The 17,140-nt window shown below is 55.7% G+C and carries 15 protein-coding genes; 14 read left to right on the forward strand and 1 reads right to left on the reverse strand.

The genetic code is table 11. The features are described from left to right. The first annotated feature begins 38 nt into the window (after positions 1–38). The 11 genes from AADB16_RS15295 (at position 39) to AADB16_RS15345 (ending at position 13,830) form a co-directional block, all read left to right on the forward strand. Positions 39–1,622, forward strand: coding sequence for a fatty acyl-CoA synthetase (locus AADB16_RS15295; RefSeq protein ID WP_410804508.1), 1,584 nt, complete (start codon positions 39–41; stop codon positions 1,620–1,622). A gap of 170 nt (positions 1,623–1,792) precedes the next feature. Continuing rightward, a complete protein-coding gene (locus AADB16_RS15300) occupies positions 1,793–2,239 on the forward strand; it encodes a MerR family transcriptional regulator (RefSeq protein ID WP_298450148.1) in 447 nt (148 codons plus the stop codon). 68 nt (positions 2,240–2,307) lie between these two features. After that, positions 2,308–3,474 (forward strand): isovaleryl-CoA dehydrogenase, encoded by a 1,167-nt coding sequence (locus tag AADB16_RS15305; protein WP_410804510.1) that lies wholly within the window; start codon positions 2,308–2,310, stop codon positions 3,472–3,474. A 285-nt stretch (positions 3,475–3,759) separates the two neighbouring features. After that, positions 3,760–5,367: a carboxyl transferase domain-containing protein gene (locus AADB16_RS15310; RefSeq protein ID WP_410804512.1), complete on the forward strand. Its 1,608-nt coding sequence runs from the start codon at positions 3,760–3,762 to the stop codon at positions 5,365–5,367. Positions 5,368–5,382: 15 nt separating this feature from the next. After that, positions 5,383–6,207 (forward strand): enoyl-CoA hydratase/isomerase family protein, encoded by an 825-nt coding sequence (locus AADB16_RS15315; RefSeq protein ID WP_410804514.1) that lies wholly within the window; start codon positions 5,383–5,385, stop codon positions 6,205–6,207. Position 6,208: 1 nt separating this feature from the next. Next, a complete protein-coding gene (locus AADB16_RS15320) occupies positions 6,209–8,212 on the forward strand; it encodes an acetyl/propionyl/methylcrotonyl-CoA carboxylase subunit alpha (protein WP_410804516.1) in 2,004 nt (667 codons plus the stop codon). Continuing rightward, the gene (locus tag AADB16_RS15325) at positions 8,212–9,111 is read left to right on the forward strand and encodes a hydroxymethylglutaryl-CoA lyase (RefSeq protein ID WP_410804518.1); all 900 of its coding nucleotides are present in this window, start codon (positions 8,212–8,214) and stop codon (positions 9,109–9,111) included. Before AADB16_RS15320 ends, AADB16_RS15325 begins: the two co-directional genes overlap by 1 nt. Before the next feature lie 9 nt (positions 9,112–9,120). Next, the gene (locus AADB16_RS15330) at positions 9,121–9,699 is read left to right on the forward strand and encodes a peroxidase-related enzyme (protein WP_410804520.1); all 579 of its coding nucleotides are present in this window, start codon (positions 9,121–9,123) and stop codon (positions 9,697–9,699) included. Between the two features lie 52 nt (positions 9,700–9,751). Further along, a complete protein-coding gene (locus AADB16_RS15335; protein ID WP_410804522.1) occupies positions 9,752–11,437 on the forward strand; it encodes an AMP-binding protein in 1,686 nt (561 codons plus the stop codon). Between the two features lie 151 nt (positions 11,438–11,588). Further along, entirely contained in the window at positions 11,589–12,200 is a 612-nt protein-coding gene (locus tag AADB16_RS15340) for a TetR/AcrR family transcriptional regulator (RefSeq protein ID WP_410804524.1), read from the forward strand. A gap of 4 nt (positions 12,201–12,204) precedes the next feature. After that, on the forward strand, positions 12,205–13,830 hold the full coding sequence (locus AADB16_RS15345; RefSeq protein WP_200201789.1) for a phytoene desaturase family protein: 1,626 nt from the start codon (positions 12,205–12,207) through the stop codon (positions 13,828–13,830). A 47-nt stretch (positions 13,831–13,877) separates the two neighbouring features. Here the strand turns inward: AADB16_RS15345 and AADB16_RS15350 are convergent, their stop codons facing one another. Then, the gene (locus AADB16_RS15350) at positions 13,878–14,231 is read right to left on the reverse strand and encodes a DUF1428 domain-containing protein (RefSeq protein WP_410804526.1); all 354 of its coding nucleotides are present in this window, start codon (positions 14,229–14,231) and stop codon (positions 13,878–13,880) included. Positions 14,232–14,361: 130 nt separating this feature from the next. On the opposite strand from AADB16_RS15350, the gene AADB16_RS15355 reads away from it, so the two are divergent. The 3 genes from AADB16_RS15355 (at position 14,362) to potA (ending at position 17,138) form a co-directional block, all read left to right on the forward strand. Beyond that, positions 14,362–14,592, forward strand: a complete 231-nt coding sequence (locus tag AADB16_RS15355) for a hexameric tyrosine-coordinated heme protein (RefSeq protein WP_410804528.1) — start codon at positions 14,362–14,364, stop codon at positions 14,590–14,592. Between the two features lie 316 nt (positions 14,593–14,908). Next, a complete protein-coding gene (locus tag AADB16_RS15360) occupies positions 14,909–16,015 on the forward strand; it encodes a polyamine ABC transporter substrate-binding protein (RefSeq protein ID WP_309045246.1) in 1,107 nt (368 codons plus the stop codon). Positions 16,016–16,019: 4 nt separating this feature from the next. Further along, positions 16,020–17,138, forward strand: a complete 1,119-nt coding sequence (gene potA, locus AADB16_RS15365; protein WP_410804531.1) for a polyamine ABC transporter ATP-binding protein — start codon at positions 16,020–16,022, stop codon at positions 17,136–17,138. Positions 17,139–17,140: the final 2 nt, after the last annotated feature.

Consider the following 17,140-nt stretch of genomic DNA (forward strand, 5'->3'; position numbering starts at 1 on the left):
AGTCATACCAATATAAAAACACCAACAGAGGTACTTGCATGAACAACCACAGCACAACTGCCTCCAGCGCTCTGCCGGCGGGCATTGCCCGGGCACTGCGCAACACCATAGGTGATGCCCTCGCCCGCGCCGCGCGCACTCACGGCAAGCGCACAGCCTTGGCATTCGACGAGAGAACCTGGACCTATACCGACATTCACACAGCCTCAAACCGCCTGGCCCACCGCCTTATCGAACTTGGGCTGACTAAAGGTGATCGTGTTGGCGCTTATGGTAAAAACTCCGACGCCTACCTGTTACTTTGGCTTGCCTGCACAAAAGCCGGGCTCATTCACGTACCGGTTAACTACGCGCTGATTGGGAAAGAGCTGACCTATGTAGTGAATCAGTCCGGTTGCAAGGCCCTGTTTTTCGATACGGACCTGCAAGCTCAGGTAGATGCCGTTAAAAACACTGTGGAGGTTGGCACTTACGGAACCCTTCACAACGGGCAAAACGACAAGGCCCCGGATGCCCTGAAACTCGCGTTTGCAGCCGGTGATGACACCGCACCGGACGTTAAGATTTCAGATACAGACGTTGTGCAGATTCTTTATACCTCAGGCACAACCTCCGATCCCAAAGGTGCCATGCACACCCACCGCTCGCTGATGAGCCACTACAGCGCCTGCCAGTACCATCTGAACATCCGCGCCAGCGATCGCTCTCTCGCGGCCTTGCCTCTGTACCACTCTGCGCAAATGCATGTATTTTCAATGCCCATGCTGCTAAGTGGCGGCTACAGCCGACTGATCAACACGCCAACACCGGATGCCATTCTCGGGCTGTTGGCCCGCGAACAACTCAATGCCTTTTTCGCGCCACCCACCGTCTGGATTGCACTGCTGCAGAACCCGCAGTTCAACCCGGACAAACTCCAGCATATGGACAAGCTCTACTACGGCGCCTCCATCATGCCCGGCCAGGTGGTCAAAGAGCTGGGTGAAAAGCTCCCGGGTGCAGGCCTCTACAACTGCTACGGCCAAAGTGAAATCGCACCTCTGGCAACGGTACTGCTACCTGAGGAACATGCGGAACGGCCTTCCTCTGCCGGCCGCCCTATGCAAACTGTGATGACCCGCATTGTGGACCCGGTAACCGGTAAAGATTGCCAGCCTGGAGAACAAGGCGAACTGGTGCACCAGTCACCTCAATTGATGGTCGGTTACTGGGCCAAACCCGAAGCAACCGAAGAAGCCTTCAAAGATGGCTGGTTCCATTCTGGCGACCTGGGTTACCAGGATGAAGAAGGCTATATCTACATCGTTGACCGCATTAAAGACGTGGTGAATACCGGCGGTGTTCTGGTTGCCAGCCGTGATGTGGAAGAAGCTCTCTATCAACATGAATCCGTTGCAGAAGTGGCTGTGATTGGCGTACCCGATGAAAAGTGGATAGAAGCCATCTGCGCGGTTGTAGTACTCAGAGACGGATACACCGAAGATTCAGACGCCTTGATGAGCCATGCCCGCGCCAAACTCGCCAGCTTCAAAGTGCCGAAACACATCCACTTTGTAGATCAGCTGCCGAAAAATACGGCGGGGAAACTGCTGAAGAGAAAGCTCAGAGAAGACCTCTCCTAAGGCGTTACACGCTAGCTTGGCTCACTCCTTCTCTTCAGGGTGAGCCAGGCCACCCTCCGAACAAACCCGCCCAGTTTTCAATGCAACCATCCATGCACCTGGTTTCATCATCCAAACCACTTTACGTTAACGTAAACTTCCTCTAATCTAGTTTAAAAGAGGATACCACCATGACCGAAAAGCAAACGTTCAGCATCAGCGAGCTTGCCAGCGAGTTCGATGTGACCACCCGCAGCATCCGGTTTTATGAAGACCAGGGCCTGCTGAAGCCTACACGGCGGGGGCAAACACGCATTTTCAGCACCACAGACAGAGTTCGCCTGAAGCTGATCCTCCGTGGCAAACGCATGGGCTTTTCACTTGCTGAAACCAAAGAAACATTCGACCTCTGGGATGAGACCCTCTCCGGTAACGAAAAGCAGCTCCTGAAAATGCTGTCAATACTGGACGAAAAACGAGCGCACATCGAACAGCAGAAAGCCGATATTGCTATGGCAGAACTGGAAATCAATACAAGAGAAGCCCACTGCAGGGAAGCTCTTGCAGAACTACAGAAAAAGAAGCAACAACACGAATCTACAATCGAGCAACCTGGACACCCCGCCGAACAAAGCTGATATCAACCAACAGCTGGCGCAGTGCCCTGCACCCAAATTCGAATCTGACAGAACAAAAAGGCAAACACATGAAATCACAATACTCAGAACTCAACTTCGGCCTTGGTGAAACCCTCGACAGCCTGCGTGAACAAGTAAACCGCTTCGCCGCCGCCGAGATCGCGCCCCGCGCTGAAGAAATCGACCGCACCAACGAGTTCCCCATGGACCTCTGGAAAAAATTCGGCGACATGGGGTTGCTGGGTATCACCGTAGATGAAGCCTACGGCGGTTCTGACATGGGCTACCTCGCCCACGTGGTTGCCATGGAAGAAATCAGCCGCGCATCTGCCTCCGTTGGCCTGTCCTACGGCGCTCACTCCAACTTGTGCGTAAACCAGATACACAAGAACGGAACCGAAGAACAAAAGCAGAAATACCTGCCCAAACTCGTCAGCGGCGACCACATCGGTGCCCTGGCCATGTCGGAACCCAACGCAGGCTCCGACGTCATCTCCATGAAACTCAATGCACAAGATGCTGGCGACCACTACGTGCTGAACGGCAACAAAATGTGGATCACCAACGGCCCAGACGCTCACGTTTACGTTATCTACGCCAAAACCGACCCGAAAGCAGGTTCCAAAGGCGTTACCGCATTTATCGTAGAGCGCGACTTCGAAGGCTTCAGCCGCCACCAGAAACTCGACAAACTCGGCATGCGCGGCTCCAACACCTGCGAACTGGTCTTCCAGGACTGCAAAGTGCCCAAAGAAAACGTACTCGGTGAAGTAGGCCGCGGCGCCCGCGTACTCATGAGCGGACTCGACTACGAACGCCTCGTCCTCTCTGGCGGCCCATTGGGCCTCATGCAAGCAGCTATGGACGTTGTAATCCCCTACATCCGCGAACGCAAACAGTTCGAGAAAGCTATTGGTGAATTCCAGCTGGTTCAGGGCAAAGTAGCGGACATGTACACCTGGATGAACACCGCCAAGTCCTACGTTTACATGGTGGCCATGTCAGCAGACCGAGGCGAAACCACCCGCAAAGACTCCGCCGGCGCGATTCTCTACTCCGCCGAAATGGCCACAAAACTGGCCTTGGATGCCATCCAGCTTCTCGGCGGTAACGGCTACATCAACGACTACCCCACAGGCCGATTGCTGCGGGATGCCAAGCTGTATGAAATCGGCGCAGGTACATCCGAAATCCGCCGTATGCTGATTGGGCGGGAACTGTTCCTGAACAACTAAGCTGTAGCTTCGATCCAGACACCCGCCAAAGCGAAATAGTTTTGGACGGCCAGCACCCAAGTTCGACGAGGGCCTGGCGGGGCGTCTTTCCGGGAATGTCGTAGGCCAAGGACGGCCGAAGACAAGCGCACATGGGTAAGGCAAGCGTTTATGAAGCGGAGCTTCATGCGCAGCCGAACGACAGCAATCTGTGATTGCTGGCCGGACCCCGCAAGGGGTGCTCGTAGCGTTTCCCGGAAAGACGCCCCGCCAGGCCCGCCGCCCCGAAAATCGAGGCCAGGAAAAATGACGATACTGCAAAGCAAAATAAACCCCCGCTCTGAAGAGTTTCAGGCCAAACAGGCCGCCATGGCAGAAGCCGTTGCAGACCTGCGGGAAAAAGTCTCTACCATCCAGCAAGGCGGCGGCCCCTCCTACCAGGAACGCCACATCGCCCGCGGAAAACTCCTGCCAAGAGACCGCATCAACCGCCTGCTGGACGACGGCTCGCCCTTTCTCGAAATCGGCCAGTTCGCCGCCTACAACGTATACGGTGAAGAAGTCCCCGCAGCCGGCGTAATCGCCGGCGTAGGCCGCGTCTCCGGCACCGAATGCATGATCATCGCCAACGATGCCACCGTAAAAGGCGGCAGCTACTACCCGCTCACGGTGAAAAAACACCTGCGCGCCCAGGAAATCGCCCTGGAAAACCGCCTGCCCTGCATCTACCTGGTAGACTCCGGCGGCGCCAACCTGCCAAGACAGGACGAAGTATTCCCCGATCGTGACCACTTTGGCCGCATCTTCTACAACCAGGCCCGCATGTCTGCCGACGACATCCCCCAGATTGCCGTCGTCATGGGCCTGTGCACCGCCGGTGGCGCGTACGTGCCTGCCATGGCCGATGAATCCATCATCGTACGCAACCAAGGCACCATCTTCCTGGCCGGCCCTCCGCTGGTAAAAGCTGCGACAGGTGAAGTCGTTACTGCAGAAGAACTCGGCGGTGCCGACGTACACTGCAAAATATCCGGGGTTGCCGATCACTACGCCGAAAATGACGCCCACGCGCTGGAAATTGCTCGCCGCTGCGTCTCCAACCTCAACCGCAAAAAGCCGGTTCCGGTAGAGATCCGTAAACCCAAAGCGCCTCTGTACGATCCCAGCGAAATCTACGGCATCGTCGGCACCGACCTGCGTAAACCCTTCGACGTGCGCGATGTAATTGCCCGCACCGTAGACGGCTCCGAATTCGACGAATTCAAACGCTACTACGGCCAAACCCTGGTCACCGGCTTTGCCCACATACACGGCTACCCCGTAGGCATCATCGCCAACAACGGCATTTTGTTCAGTGAGTCCGCCCAGAAAGGCGCGCACTTCATTGAATTGTGCTGCCAGCGCAATATCCCGCTGCTGTTCCTGCAGAACATCACCGGCTTCATGGTGGGCCAGAAGTACGAAGCCGAAGGCATCGCCAAGCACGGCGCCAAAATGGTCATGGCCGTGGCCTGCGCCAACGTACCCAAGATTACCGTACTGATCGGCGGCAGCTACGGTGCCGGCAACTACGGCATGTGTGGCCGTGCCTACAGCCCCGACTTCCTTTGGATGTGGCCAAATGCCCGAATCTCGGTAATGGGCGGCGAACAGGCCGCGGGCGTACTGGCCCAAGTTCGTCGTGATGGTATGGAGCGCAAAGGCCAGGAGTGGAGCGCTGAAGAAGAAGCCGCGTTCAAAAAGCCGATTACCGATACCTACGAAGAACAGGGCCACCCCTACTTCGCGAGCGCACGCCTGTGGGATGACGGTGTAATCGACCCGGCACAAACCCGGGAAGTGGTTGCCCTCAGCCTCTCTGCCACCCTCAACCGGCCGGCGAAGCCTACACGCTTCGGCGTGTTCCGGATGTAATCGGGGAGAAGAACCATGACAAACACCAATGTTCATACAGAACAGGAATCGGCCGTTCTACTCAATCGCCGCGCCCAGGGCGTAACCGAAGTCGTGCTGAACCGGCCTGACAAACGCAACGCCTTTGATGACGTGGTCATCCAGCAACTGATCAGTGCATTCACAGAAGTGGATGCCGACACCGCAACCAACGTGGTCATCCTGCGCTCAGAAGGTAAACACTTCTCCGCCGGGGCAGATCTTGGCTGGATGCGCCGCATGGCAGACAACAGCCAGCAGGAAAACCTGGATGATTCCCGCCAGCTCGCGCGCCTGATGGACTGCCTGAATCACCTCAGCAAGCCCGTCATCGGCCTTGTTCAGGGTGCAGCCTACGGTGGCGCCGTCGGCCTGGCCGCCTGCTGCGACATTGTTATTGCTACAGAAACATCCAGCTTTTGCCTGAGTGAGGTCAAGCTGGGCCTGATTCCCGCAGTGATAAGCCCTTATGTAGTGCGCGCTATTGGCGAACGACAGGCCCGCCGCTACTTCATTTCAGCGGAAGTATTCAGTGCCCGGGAGGCTGAGCAGTTCGGCCTTGTGCATAGTGTCTGCGACGACATTGACGCCATGAACGCCCGCTGTGACGAGATGCTGAAGCAACTTGCCCAGAATGGCCCGGAAGCCATGAAAGCTGCAAAGGACCTGGTGTTTGCGGTCAGCCAAAAGCCCATCGATAGCACTGTGATAGACGACACTGCACACCGCATTGCTGATATTCGCGTAGGCGAAGAAGGTCAGGAGGGGCTTAACGCCTTCCTGAATAAACGCCGCGCCAACTGGATTCCGGAGAGCAACTAACATGTTCAGCAAAATCCTCATTGCCAACCGGGGCGAAATCGCCTGCCGGATTATCCAGACCGCACACCGCATGGGTATCCGCTGCGTCGCTGTTTATTCCGATGCAGATGCCAACGCCCTCCACGTCGCCATGGCAGACGAAGCCTTCCATATTGGCCCGGCGCCGAGCTCAGAAAGCTATCTGCGTAGTAACAAAATCATTGAGATTGCCAAGCAGAGCGGTGCGCAAGCAATCCACCCAGGCTACGGCTTTCTTTCCGAAAACACAGGATTTGCCGAAGCCTGTGAGGCCAACGGCATTGTCTTCATCGGCCCACCTTCTTCAGCGATTGCTGCCATGGGCTCCAAATCCGCCGCTAAAGCCATCATGGAAAAAGCCGGCGTACCACTGGTGCCCGGCTATCACGGCGACGACCAAAGCCCGGACACCCTGCGCGCCGAAGCTGAAAAATGCGGCTTCCCGCTGCTACTGAAAGCCGTCGCCGGTGGCGGTGGTAAAGGTATGCGGGTAGTAGAGAACATCGATGAGTTTGATGATGCTCTGGCCGCTGCCAAGCGCGAAGCAAAGAACGCCTTCGGCAACCCGGACATGCTGATAGAGCGCTATCTGACCCAGCCACGCCACGTTGAAATCCAGGTGTTCTGTGACCAAAGCGGCAACGGCGTGTATCTGGCAGAGCGTGACTGCTCAGTCCAGCGTCGTCACCAGAAAGTTCTGGAAGAAGCCCCGGCACCGGGCCTGAGCGAAGAAACCCGCAAGGCCATGGGCGACGCCGCTGTAAAAGCGGCCCAGACGATCAACTACGTAGGCGCCGGCACCGTAGAGTTTCTCTACGATGTGGACGGTTCCTTCTTCTTCATGGAAATGAACACCCGCCTGCAGGTAGAGCACCCGGTGACCGAAATGGTGACCGGCCAGGACTTGGTGGAATGGCAGTTGAAAGTAGCCTGGGGTGAGCCCCTGCCGCTGGAACAGTCACAGGTGAAAACCCGTGGCCATGCTCTGGAAGCCCGTATTTATGCCGAAGACCCGGATCAGGATTTCCTGCCTGCTACCGGTAACCTGCGTTACCTGAGCACACCTGATGAAAGCGCCCATGTGCGTGTCGATACCGGTGTGATCGAAGGTGATGAAATCAGCATTCATTACGACCCAATGATCGCCAAACTGATCGTGTGGGACGAAACCCGTGAGCAGGCCATCAATCGCATGGTCCAGGCTCTGGAGCACTATCGGATTGCAGGGGTGAAAACCAACATCCGCTTCCTGCACGCGCTGGCCGACTCGCAGCCCTTCCGGGAAGCGGACCTTACAACCGGGTTTATCGACAGCCACCGGGAATTGCTGTTCCCGAAATCGAAACTCGATGCCCATAAAGCGCTGGTTCTGGCCGCTGGTTTTGTATTGGAAGAGCGCAAATCCGTTGAGTCTGTAAGCACAGATCCCTGGTCGCCGTTCGGTCGCCGCAACAGCTGGCGCCTGAACTCAGAATACGCTCAGCCCCTGCAGTTGCAGGTAGGCGACGAGATACACGAGCTGAAAATTCTGGAAAAGGATGATCACTACCAGGTATCCGTGGATGACAGCGTGTACAACCTTACGGCCAAACTTGAAGTCGACGCGCTTCAGGCGGTGGTCGATGGCTACAGGATCAGCATTCACGGCAACTTGCACAATGACCAACTCGTGCTCTTCTTTGAAGGCGACACCTTCCAGTGCACCCTCTACCATGAGAACCACGCGCTGGAAGACATGGCCCCTGAAGGCGGACTGACGGCCCCCATGAACGGCGCAATTGTGGCGGTACAGACCAAAGTGGGCGACGCCGTTACAGCCGGCCAAACTCTGGTCATCATGGAAGCGATGAAGATGGAGCATGCCATCAAGGCACCGGCCGATGGTGTGGTCAGCGAAATCTTCTTCGCCGAAGGTGAGCAGGTTTCAGAAGGCGCAGAGCTGATTGCTATTGAGATCAACGAATCAGACGGCGAGGAGGCGAGCTAATGGCCTTTCCCAAACAGGTGCGACTGGTTGAAATGAGCCCCCGGGACGGTCTGCAAAACGAGTCCGGCCCGGTAATCTCCACAGACATAAAAACCGGGCTGATCGAGCGGCTTGCAGAGTGCGGCCTCACCCACATTGAATCCGCCAGTTTTGTGTCACCCAGATGGGTGCCACAAATGGGCGACGCCGCTGAGGTTATGGCCGGCATCAAGCGCAAGGCTGGCGTTCGCTATTCGGTGCTTACCCCCAACCTCAGAGGCTTTGAAAATGCTCTGGCTGCGGGCGTAGATGAGGTGGCGGTGTTTGCGGCGGCTTCTGAGTCGTTCAGTCAGAAGAACATCAACTGTTCCATCGCAGAAAGCCTGGAGCGCTTTCTACCCGTGATGGAAGCCGCTCAGAAGCACAACATCCCCGTGCGCGGTTACGTCTCCACAGTCCTGGGTTGCCCCTACGAGGGCGAGATTGCGCCGGAGCAGGTAGCAAAGGTTGCCAAAGATCTGGCCGACATGGGTTGTTATGAAATTTCCCTCGGCGACACCATTGGCACGGGTACGCCACTAAAAGCGAAACAAATGCTTGAGGCAGTAGTCAAACACGTACCCGTGGAGCGCCTGGCGGCACATTTCCACGACACCTACGGGCAAGCGTTGGCAAATCTCTACGCAGTGCTGGAAGAGGGTGTCGCAGTATTTGACGCTTCAGTCGCCGGCCTCGGCGGCTGCCCTTACGCCAAGGGCGCCTCAGGTAACGTCGCTACCGAAGACGTTCTCTATATGCTCAACGGCCTGGGCATCAGCACCGGTGTGGATCTGGATAAACTGGTGGCTACAGGCACATGGATCAGCAATCAGCTAAACCGAAAAAACGGCTCAAAAGTGGGCCAAGCTCTTCAACCATAAGGGTCTGACATGAACAACAAAAAAGATCTGATCGCTCTGGATCTCGATATTCCTGACATGCAGGACCTGCCGGAGGATGTTAGAAATTACTTCAATGTCTGTATTGAAAAGCTCGGCATGGTTCCTAACGTACTGACGGTCTTTACCCACAACCTGAAGCAGCTTGACGGTTTTTCACGCCTCTACAACGAACTGATGATGGGTGAAAGCGAACTCAGCAAGCTTGAGCGGGAAATGATTGCCGTTGTGGTTTCCTCAGAGAACAAGTGTTTTTACTGCCTGGTCGCCCACGGCGCAGCCGTGCGGGTTATGAGCGGCGACCCGACTCTGGGAGAACATCTGGTAATGAATTACCGCACAGCAAGGCTGGATAAACGCCAGCGCGCCATGCTCGATTTTGCATCGCTGCTTACCCGCACTCCGGCGACTGTTACCGAAGAGGACGTACAAGCCTTAAGAGACGCAGGATTTAGCGATCGTGGCATCTGGGACCTGAGCCAGCTTGTGGGCTTTTACAACATGACCAACCGCGTCGCCATTGCCAGTGATATGCGCCCAAACCCTGAATACCACAGCCAAAGCCGATAACCGGCTTGAACAATCCCGGACCTCGACCACAAAAACAACCGGAGGCGGCCCAATGAAACAGACTCTACCAAGCTACAGCAGCGGTACCTCCAACACGCCGCTGCTGGGCATGACCATCGGCGAGATGCTTGACCGCACCGCCGCTAAATTCCCAAATACCGAAGCCTTGGTATGCCTGCACCAGGACATCCGCTGGACTTACAAGGAGTTCGTCGCACAGGTTAATGAAGCAGCATGTGCCTTTCTCGCCATCGGCGTAGAACGCGGTGACCGCGTAGGCATTTGGTCACCCAACCGCTACGAGTGGACGGTGACCCAATTCGCCACCGCCAAGGTGGGCGCCATTCTGGTCAACATCAACCCCGCCTACGGCCTACACGAACTGGAATACGCCATGAATCTGGCGGGCATCAGCGTATTGGTCACAGCAGACAGTTTTAAAGCCTCAAACTACCGCCAAACACTGTATGAACTGGCACCGGAGTTGAAAGCGAGCACCCCTGGCAAAATCAAAGCCCAGCGAGTTTCTGATCTTCGTGCAGTGATCAATCTGGATGCGGAAGAACACGCCGGCATGTGGAGCTGGGCAGAGTTTGTGAGCCTTGCCAGTGAAGTTAGTCAGGATGAAGTAGACAAGGCGCAAAGCCAGCTTCAGTTCGACGACCCCATCAATATCCAGTTCACTTCAGGCACCACCGGCAACCCCAAAGGCGCGACCCTCACCCACCACAACATCCTGAACAATGGGTTTTTTGTGGGTGAAAGCCAGCACCTGACAGAGAAGGATCGACTGGTTATTCCAGTCCCCCTATATCACTGCTTTGGCATGGTCATGGGCAACCTTGGCTGCATTACCCACGGCTCCACCATGATTTACCCGGGCGAAGGCTTTGACCCAAAAGCCGTGCTGCAAGCGGTGCATCAGGAGAAGGCCACGGCACTCTACGGCGTACCCACCATGTTCATAGCAGAACTGGCCGAGCCGGAATTTGATTCCTACGACCTGTCCACCCTGCGCACGGGCATAATGGCCGGCTCCATCTGCCCCGCGGAGGTGATGAAGAAGGTCAATACCAAGATGCACATGAAGGAGGTGCAGATTGCCTACGGCATGACCGAAACCAGCCCTGTGTCTACCCAGACCAGCTCTCTCGATCCCTTCGAGAAGCAGGTAACCACCGTTGGCCGTACCCAGCCCCATCTGGAAACCAAGATTGTCGACCCGGGAACCGGAAACGTCTTGCCCCGGGGCGAGATCGGGGAACTCTGCACTCGCGGTTACAGCGTGATGCTGAAGTACTGGAATAATGAAGAGAAGACCCGCGAAGCCATCGACGACTCCGGCTGGATGCACACCGGTGATCTGGCCACCATGGACGATGAAGGCTATGTGCAAATCGTTGGTCGTATCAAGGATATGGTGATTCGTGGTGGTGAAAACATCTACCCGAAAGAGGTTGAGGAATTTCTGTACAGCCACCCATCCATTGAGGAGGTCCAGGTCACGGGTATTCCGCACGACACCTATGGCGAAGATTTGATCGCCTGGGTAAAGCTGCGCCCTGAGGCAGAGCCGGTAAGTGCAGACGACTTGATTGCATTCTGCAAAGGCAAGATCGCCCACTTCAAAATCCCCCGGAACTACAAGTTCGTGGAAGAATTCCCGATGACCGTCACCGGTAAGATTCAGAAGTTTAAAATGCGCGAGATTTCCATTGAGGAATTAGCGCTGAAGTAAAAGCCCCAGGCAATCGCAAGCCCCGGTTCTCCTTAGCTGAGCACCGGGGCTTTTTTGGACCCGCCAAAATCTGTTTGACTGCTGCTCAATTTCATGATGTTATCACCAGTAACATTGTTACCACCGATAACATTAGCGAGCATGAATACCCATGGCGAAACCTGCCTACCACCACGGTGACCTGCAGCCCCAGGCGCAGTCGCTGGCGCTGGACATACTCAGAACCCAGGGGGATGCCGCCATCAGCTTGCGCGCCCTGGCCAAGCAGCTCGGCGTGAGTGCTCCAGCGCTGTACCGGCACTTCTCAGACCGCGAAACGCTGTTGGCAGAGCTCGCTATTGAAGGGTTCGAGGCCTTGCGTGATCGGCTGCAAGCAGTAGACCAGGAGCTGCCGCGCAAGGCTTTGATCGAAATCGGGCTGGTGTACGTAGCTTTCGCCCAGGAGGAGCCCAATCTATATCGTCTTATGTTTGGCGGTCGCGTATTACCCATGGGGGCGCACCCACGCCTGGATGCTGCTGGCAAAGGGGCGTTTCAGGTTCTGGAAAACACCGTAGCCCGTGCCCGCGATCTGGGTTACCTCAAACCTTCCCCCGTTTCACTAATGACAGCCGCCGCCTGGTCTCTGGTGCATGGCCTGTCACAACTCACAATCGATGGTCATTTGCCCAGCGCAAAGGCCGAGCCCATGTTGACCAAAGGCGTTCTCAGCTTACTGCTGGACGGCACCCGGTCTGACCAACAACAATCACAACAGGATTAACTCAATGAGCAGCCCAAAACCCAGTACCCTCCGAGTCGGCAAACGTTATCGTGAAAAGCGCCTGGACGGCCCCTACGATGCCATCATCATTGGCTCCGGCATCGGCGGCCTGACCGCAGCTGCTTGCATGAGCAAGATGGGCAAAAAGGTGCTCGTTCTTGAACAGCACTACACTGCCGGCGGATTCACCCACAGCTACGACCGTAACGGGTACGAATGGGATGTGGGCGTGCACTACATTGGTGACATGGGCGCAGACCACACACTGGGCAAGCGGTTGTTTGACCATATCACTGACAGTCAGTTGAAGTGGGCGCCAATGGACGCCAACTACGACCGTATCTACATCGGCGAAAAGTATGTGGACCTGGTTGCCGGCCCCGAGGAATTCCGTGCCGAGCTGGTGAAAGCTTTCCCGGAAGAAGAAAAGGCCATCGATACCTACCTGGGTTATCTACGCCAGGTATCCAAGGCCATGCCGGCGGTTGTTCTGAGCAAGGTATTGCCAAGCCTGGCTCTTGGACCACTAAGCATGCTTGCGAAACGTAAGGCGCCAGAGTTCCTTAACAAGCCTACCCGCGAAGTACTTGAAGGCATCACCAGCAACCAGGAGCTGATTGCCGTGCTTACCGGCCAGTGGGGCGACAACGGCCTGCCACCAGCCCAATCCAGTTTCATTGTCCACTCACTCATCGCCCGCCATTACCTGCACGGCGGCTACTACCCGATTGGTGGCGCATCTGAAATGGCCAAGACCATTATCCCGGTAGTTCAGCAAAGCGGCGGTGAAGTCTTTACCTACGCTGATGTGACCGGGATTCTCATCGAGAAAGGCAAAGCCGTGGGCGTTCGCATGGCCGACGGTGCAGAGATTCGCTCGCCACTGGTCATCAGCAACGCAGGCGTATTCAACACCTTCAACAAGCTGCTGCCAAAAGACGCGCCTGAATGGGACTACTATCAGGACAAACTCAAAACCGTTAAGCGTTCCATGGCCAGCAACTGCTTGTACATCGGCCTGGAAGATACTGCAGAGAACCTGGGGCTGCCGAAAACCAACTACTGGATTTACCCCGGCACGGACTACGAAAAGCATGTGAAAGACTTCGAGGAAGACCCGGATAACAGCGATATTTCGCTGACCTATATTTCCTTCCCCTCGGCGAAAGACCCCAGCTTTCTGGAGCGCTACCCTGGCCGCGCCACCATTGAGATTGTGGCGCCCGGCCCCTTCAAATGGTACGAGGAGTGGGCCGACAAGCCCTGGGGCAAGCGCGGTGACGACTATGAAGCCAAGAAGGAAGAGTACGCCCAGCGCCTGCTTGCGAAGCTCTATGAGAAGTTCCCGCATCTGGAAGGCAAAGTGGATTACTACGAGCTATCCACGCCCCTGTCCACAGACTATTTCTGCCGCTACAGCGAAGGTGAAATCTATGGCCTGGACCATACTCCCGACCGCTTCGAGCAGGACTGGCTAAAGCCCAAGACCCGCATACCCGGCCTGTACCTCACCGGCCAGGACATCATGACTGCCGGAGTAGTGGGCGCCATGCTAGGTGGTTTGCTGACAACCGTTGCCGTAAGCGGTTTGAAAGGCATCCCGCTTGCGAAGAAGATGTTTGTTGGCTAATCACTATCAATAAAGTCGGTGCCACTGTCACGTGAGTGGCACCGACTTTACTCGTCTACCACCACCCGGAAACCACCAAAAATCATACGCGCCCCGTCAAAGGGCATAGGATTGTCATCACCGCTAGATTGCCACTCCTCCATCACGTTCTTCATACCCGAATCCCGCGCATCGCGTGAGGGCCAGGTTATCCACGAGAAAACAACGGTTTCATCATCTTTACATTGAACAGCCATGGGAAACGACGTCAATTTACCCTCAGGAACATCGTCGCCCCAGCATTCAACAAGACGGGTCGCACCGTGCTTCTTGAACAATTTCGCTGCCTCAGTGGCGTGCGCAATATAAGCTGCCTTGTTTTTAGTGGGCACCGCCACTACACAACCATCAACATATTCCATAGCCACCTCGCCTGTTGTTTAGTCTTAATAATATAGTCGAAAGACCGCAACTATTTCAGATGCAGGGAATGCCCAAAGTCTGGAATCGTCTGCTATGCTTGCGGCGAACCCAAACAAAAAGGTATTTAAAATGACTGATACTTGGCTAACCTCGTTGATTACCGATACTCCCCAGCAAGGCTATGAGCTTGCAATCACCCTTAGCCGTCGCGGCGTGAAATACACTCAGCCGGATATGGATACACTGAAAAAGCTAAGGCCGGAATACGCGAACTCTGCCGACGGTTTGACTGCTGCCTCCCACGTTATCGCTGTAAACTTTCAGACGGTAGCAGCAGCCAACAACTATTGGCGTGAATGACATCTGCCATTCAAACTCTCTTTCACGGTGCCCGAGAGCCGTAAACTCCCGCACCGTGGAAGTAGTTCTTGATGCCGATGAGTCCTCATAGGTACAACCCCTGCACACTCCTACAAGATATTTGTAGCGCGCCACGCATTCTCGTGTTAAATATCGCCCGAATTCGGTCGGTTCCATAAACTATAGCCCCACCACCGTTTTCCAGGACAAGCCTCAAAGGAGTCGCACCCGCGGCCTTCCCTCAGCAGACCTGCACAACACCGCGTGCGTCCTGCACGCTTTGTATCCATCCCTTTTCAGTGAGGGACGTTATCCAATGTTCAAGTTGTGTAAGCCACAGGCGCTGGCCGCCTCCGTTGCGTTGTCTCTGTGTGCCTCTTCTGCAATCGCCGCAGAAGAAGTGCGTGTGTATAACTGGTCTGACTACATTGCCGAGAACACACTGGCGAAGTTCACCAAAGAAACCGGCATAAAGGTCGTTTACGACGTTTACGACAGTAACGAGGTTCTTGAAGCCGCGCTACTGTCTGGCCGCTCTGGCTACGACCTGGTCGTACCGTCAAACCACTACGTTGCCAAGCAGATCTCTGCCAAGGCTTTTGTGGCTCTGGATCACGACAAACTGCCGAACATGGCCAATCTGAATCCGGATCTGATGGCTCAACTGGAAAAAGTGGACCCGGGCAGCCAGTTCTCCATTCCCTATCTTTGGGGAACCAACGGCTATGGCTACAACGCTGGCCGCATCCAGAAAATCCTGGGCGATACTGCACCTACCGATTCCTGGGCGCTGGTGTTTGACCCGGACATAACGGCCAAGCTGGCCAAAGGCGGCTGCGGCATTGCCATGCTGGATTCCGGCGAAGAAATGGTGCGGGCTGCTATGGCCTACGCTGGCTTAAACCCGAACAGCAACAACACCGAAGACATCAAAAAGGGTGGCGACGTGATCAAGGCCGTGCGGCCGAACATCACCTACTTCCACTCATCCCGCTACATTGGCGACCTGGCTAATGGCGACCTGTGCGTGGCTGCCGGCTATTCCGGCGACATCCTGCAGGCAGCTGCTCGTGCCGAGGAAGCCAAAAACGGCAACGAAATCCGCTACACCATTCCCAAAGAGGGCGCGGTGTTGTGGTTCGATATGATGACCATCCCGGCTGGCGCACCGAACGTTGAAAATGCCCACAAGCTGGTCAACTTTTTGATGAAGCCAGAGATCATCGCTGAGGTGACCAACTATGTGTGGTACGCCAACCCCAACAAGGCAGCCGATGAATTTGTTGATGCAGAAATCCTTAACGACACCAGCATTTACCCTACGGATGATGTGATGAAAAAGCTCTACATCATGGAAGGTCGGCCTCAGGACACACAGCGCCTGATGACCCGCACCTGGACCAGCGTTAAGTCCGGGCGTTAAGGGCGTGGTTAACGGAATCAACACCTCCGCGAAAGCGGAGGTGTTACTCAGCATTCGTGGCGTATCAAAAAGCTTTGACAGCACACTGGCGGTGGACGACGTAAGCCTGGACATCCACAAGGGCGAGATATTCGCACTTCTGGGCGGTTCGGGCTCTGGTAAATCCACACTGCTACGCATACTGGCTGGCTTTGAGACACCAGATAGCGGTCGTATTGTGCTGGATGGACAGGACATAACTGCCCTGCCTCCCTACCTGCGCCCAACGAACATGATGTTTCAGTCCTACGCACTGTTCCCGCACATGACCGTGGAGCAGAACATCGCCATGGGTCTGAAACAGGACAAACTGCCAAAGGACGAGATTCGCGACCGCGTGGCGGCCATGCTCAAGCTGGTAAAAATGGAGCCCTACGCCAAGCGTCGGCCCCAACAGCTTTCCGGTGGCCAACAGCAGCGGGTTGCGCTGGCTCGCTCACTGGCAAAACGCCCGAAGCTGTTGCTTCTGGATGAGCCTATGGGTGCGCTCGATAAAAAGCTGCGCACAGAAATGCAGCTTGAACTTGTGGATATTCTGGAAAAAGTGGGCGCCACTTGCCTGATGGTGACCCACGATCAGGAAGAAGCCATGACCATGGCCAGCCGCATTGCCATTATGTCCTTTGGACAGATTGCCCAGGTGGGCTCACCCATCGATATTTACGAAAGCCCGAACAGCCGCATGACGGCGGAGTTTATTGGCTCGGTGAATATCTTTGAGGCCAGCATCGAGGAAGACAACTCCGACAGTATTCTGCTGTCCAGCGGCTTGCTGGACGCACAGGTATACATTGACCGAGGTGTGACCACATCGGCAGAAAACACCAACACGCTGATTGCCCTGCGCCCGGAAAAAATCTACCTGACGCCAGACAAGCCTGAAGGTGAATTCAACTGGAGCAAGGGCACGGTGGAGAACATCGCGTACCTGGGCGACATCACCTCCTATTACGTGAAGCTGGCCAGCGGCAAGCGTGTGCAGGCCACCATGGCGAACGTGGAACGCCGCGGTGAACGGCCAACCTGGGGCGACACCGTGTTCGTTTCCTGGGAAGCCTCCAGCCCCATCCTGCTTTGGAATTAATG

The sequence above is a fragment of the Marinobacter sp. KMM 10035 genome, assembly GCF_046537445.1.
GTDB classification, from domain to species: domain Bacteria; phylum Pseudomonadota; class Gammaproteobacteria; order Pseudomonadales; family Oleiphilaceae; genus Marinobacter; species Marinobacter sediminicola.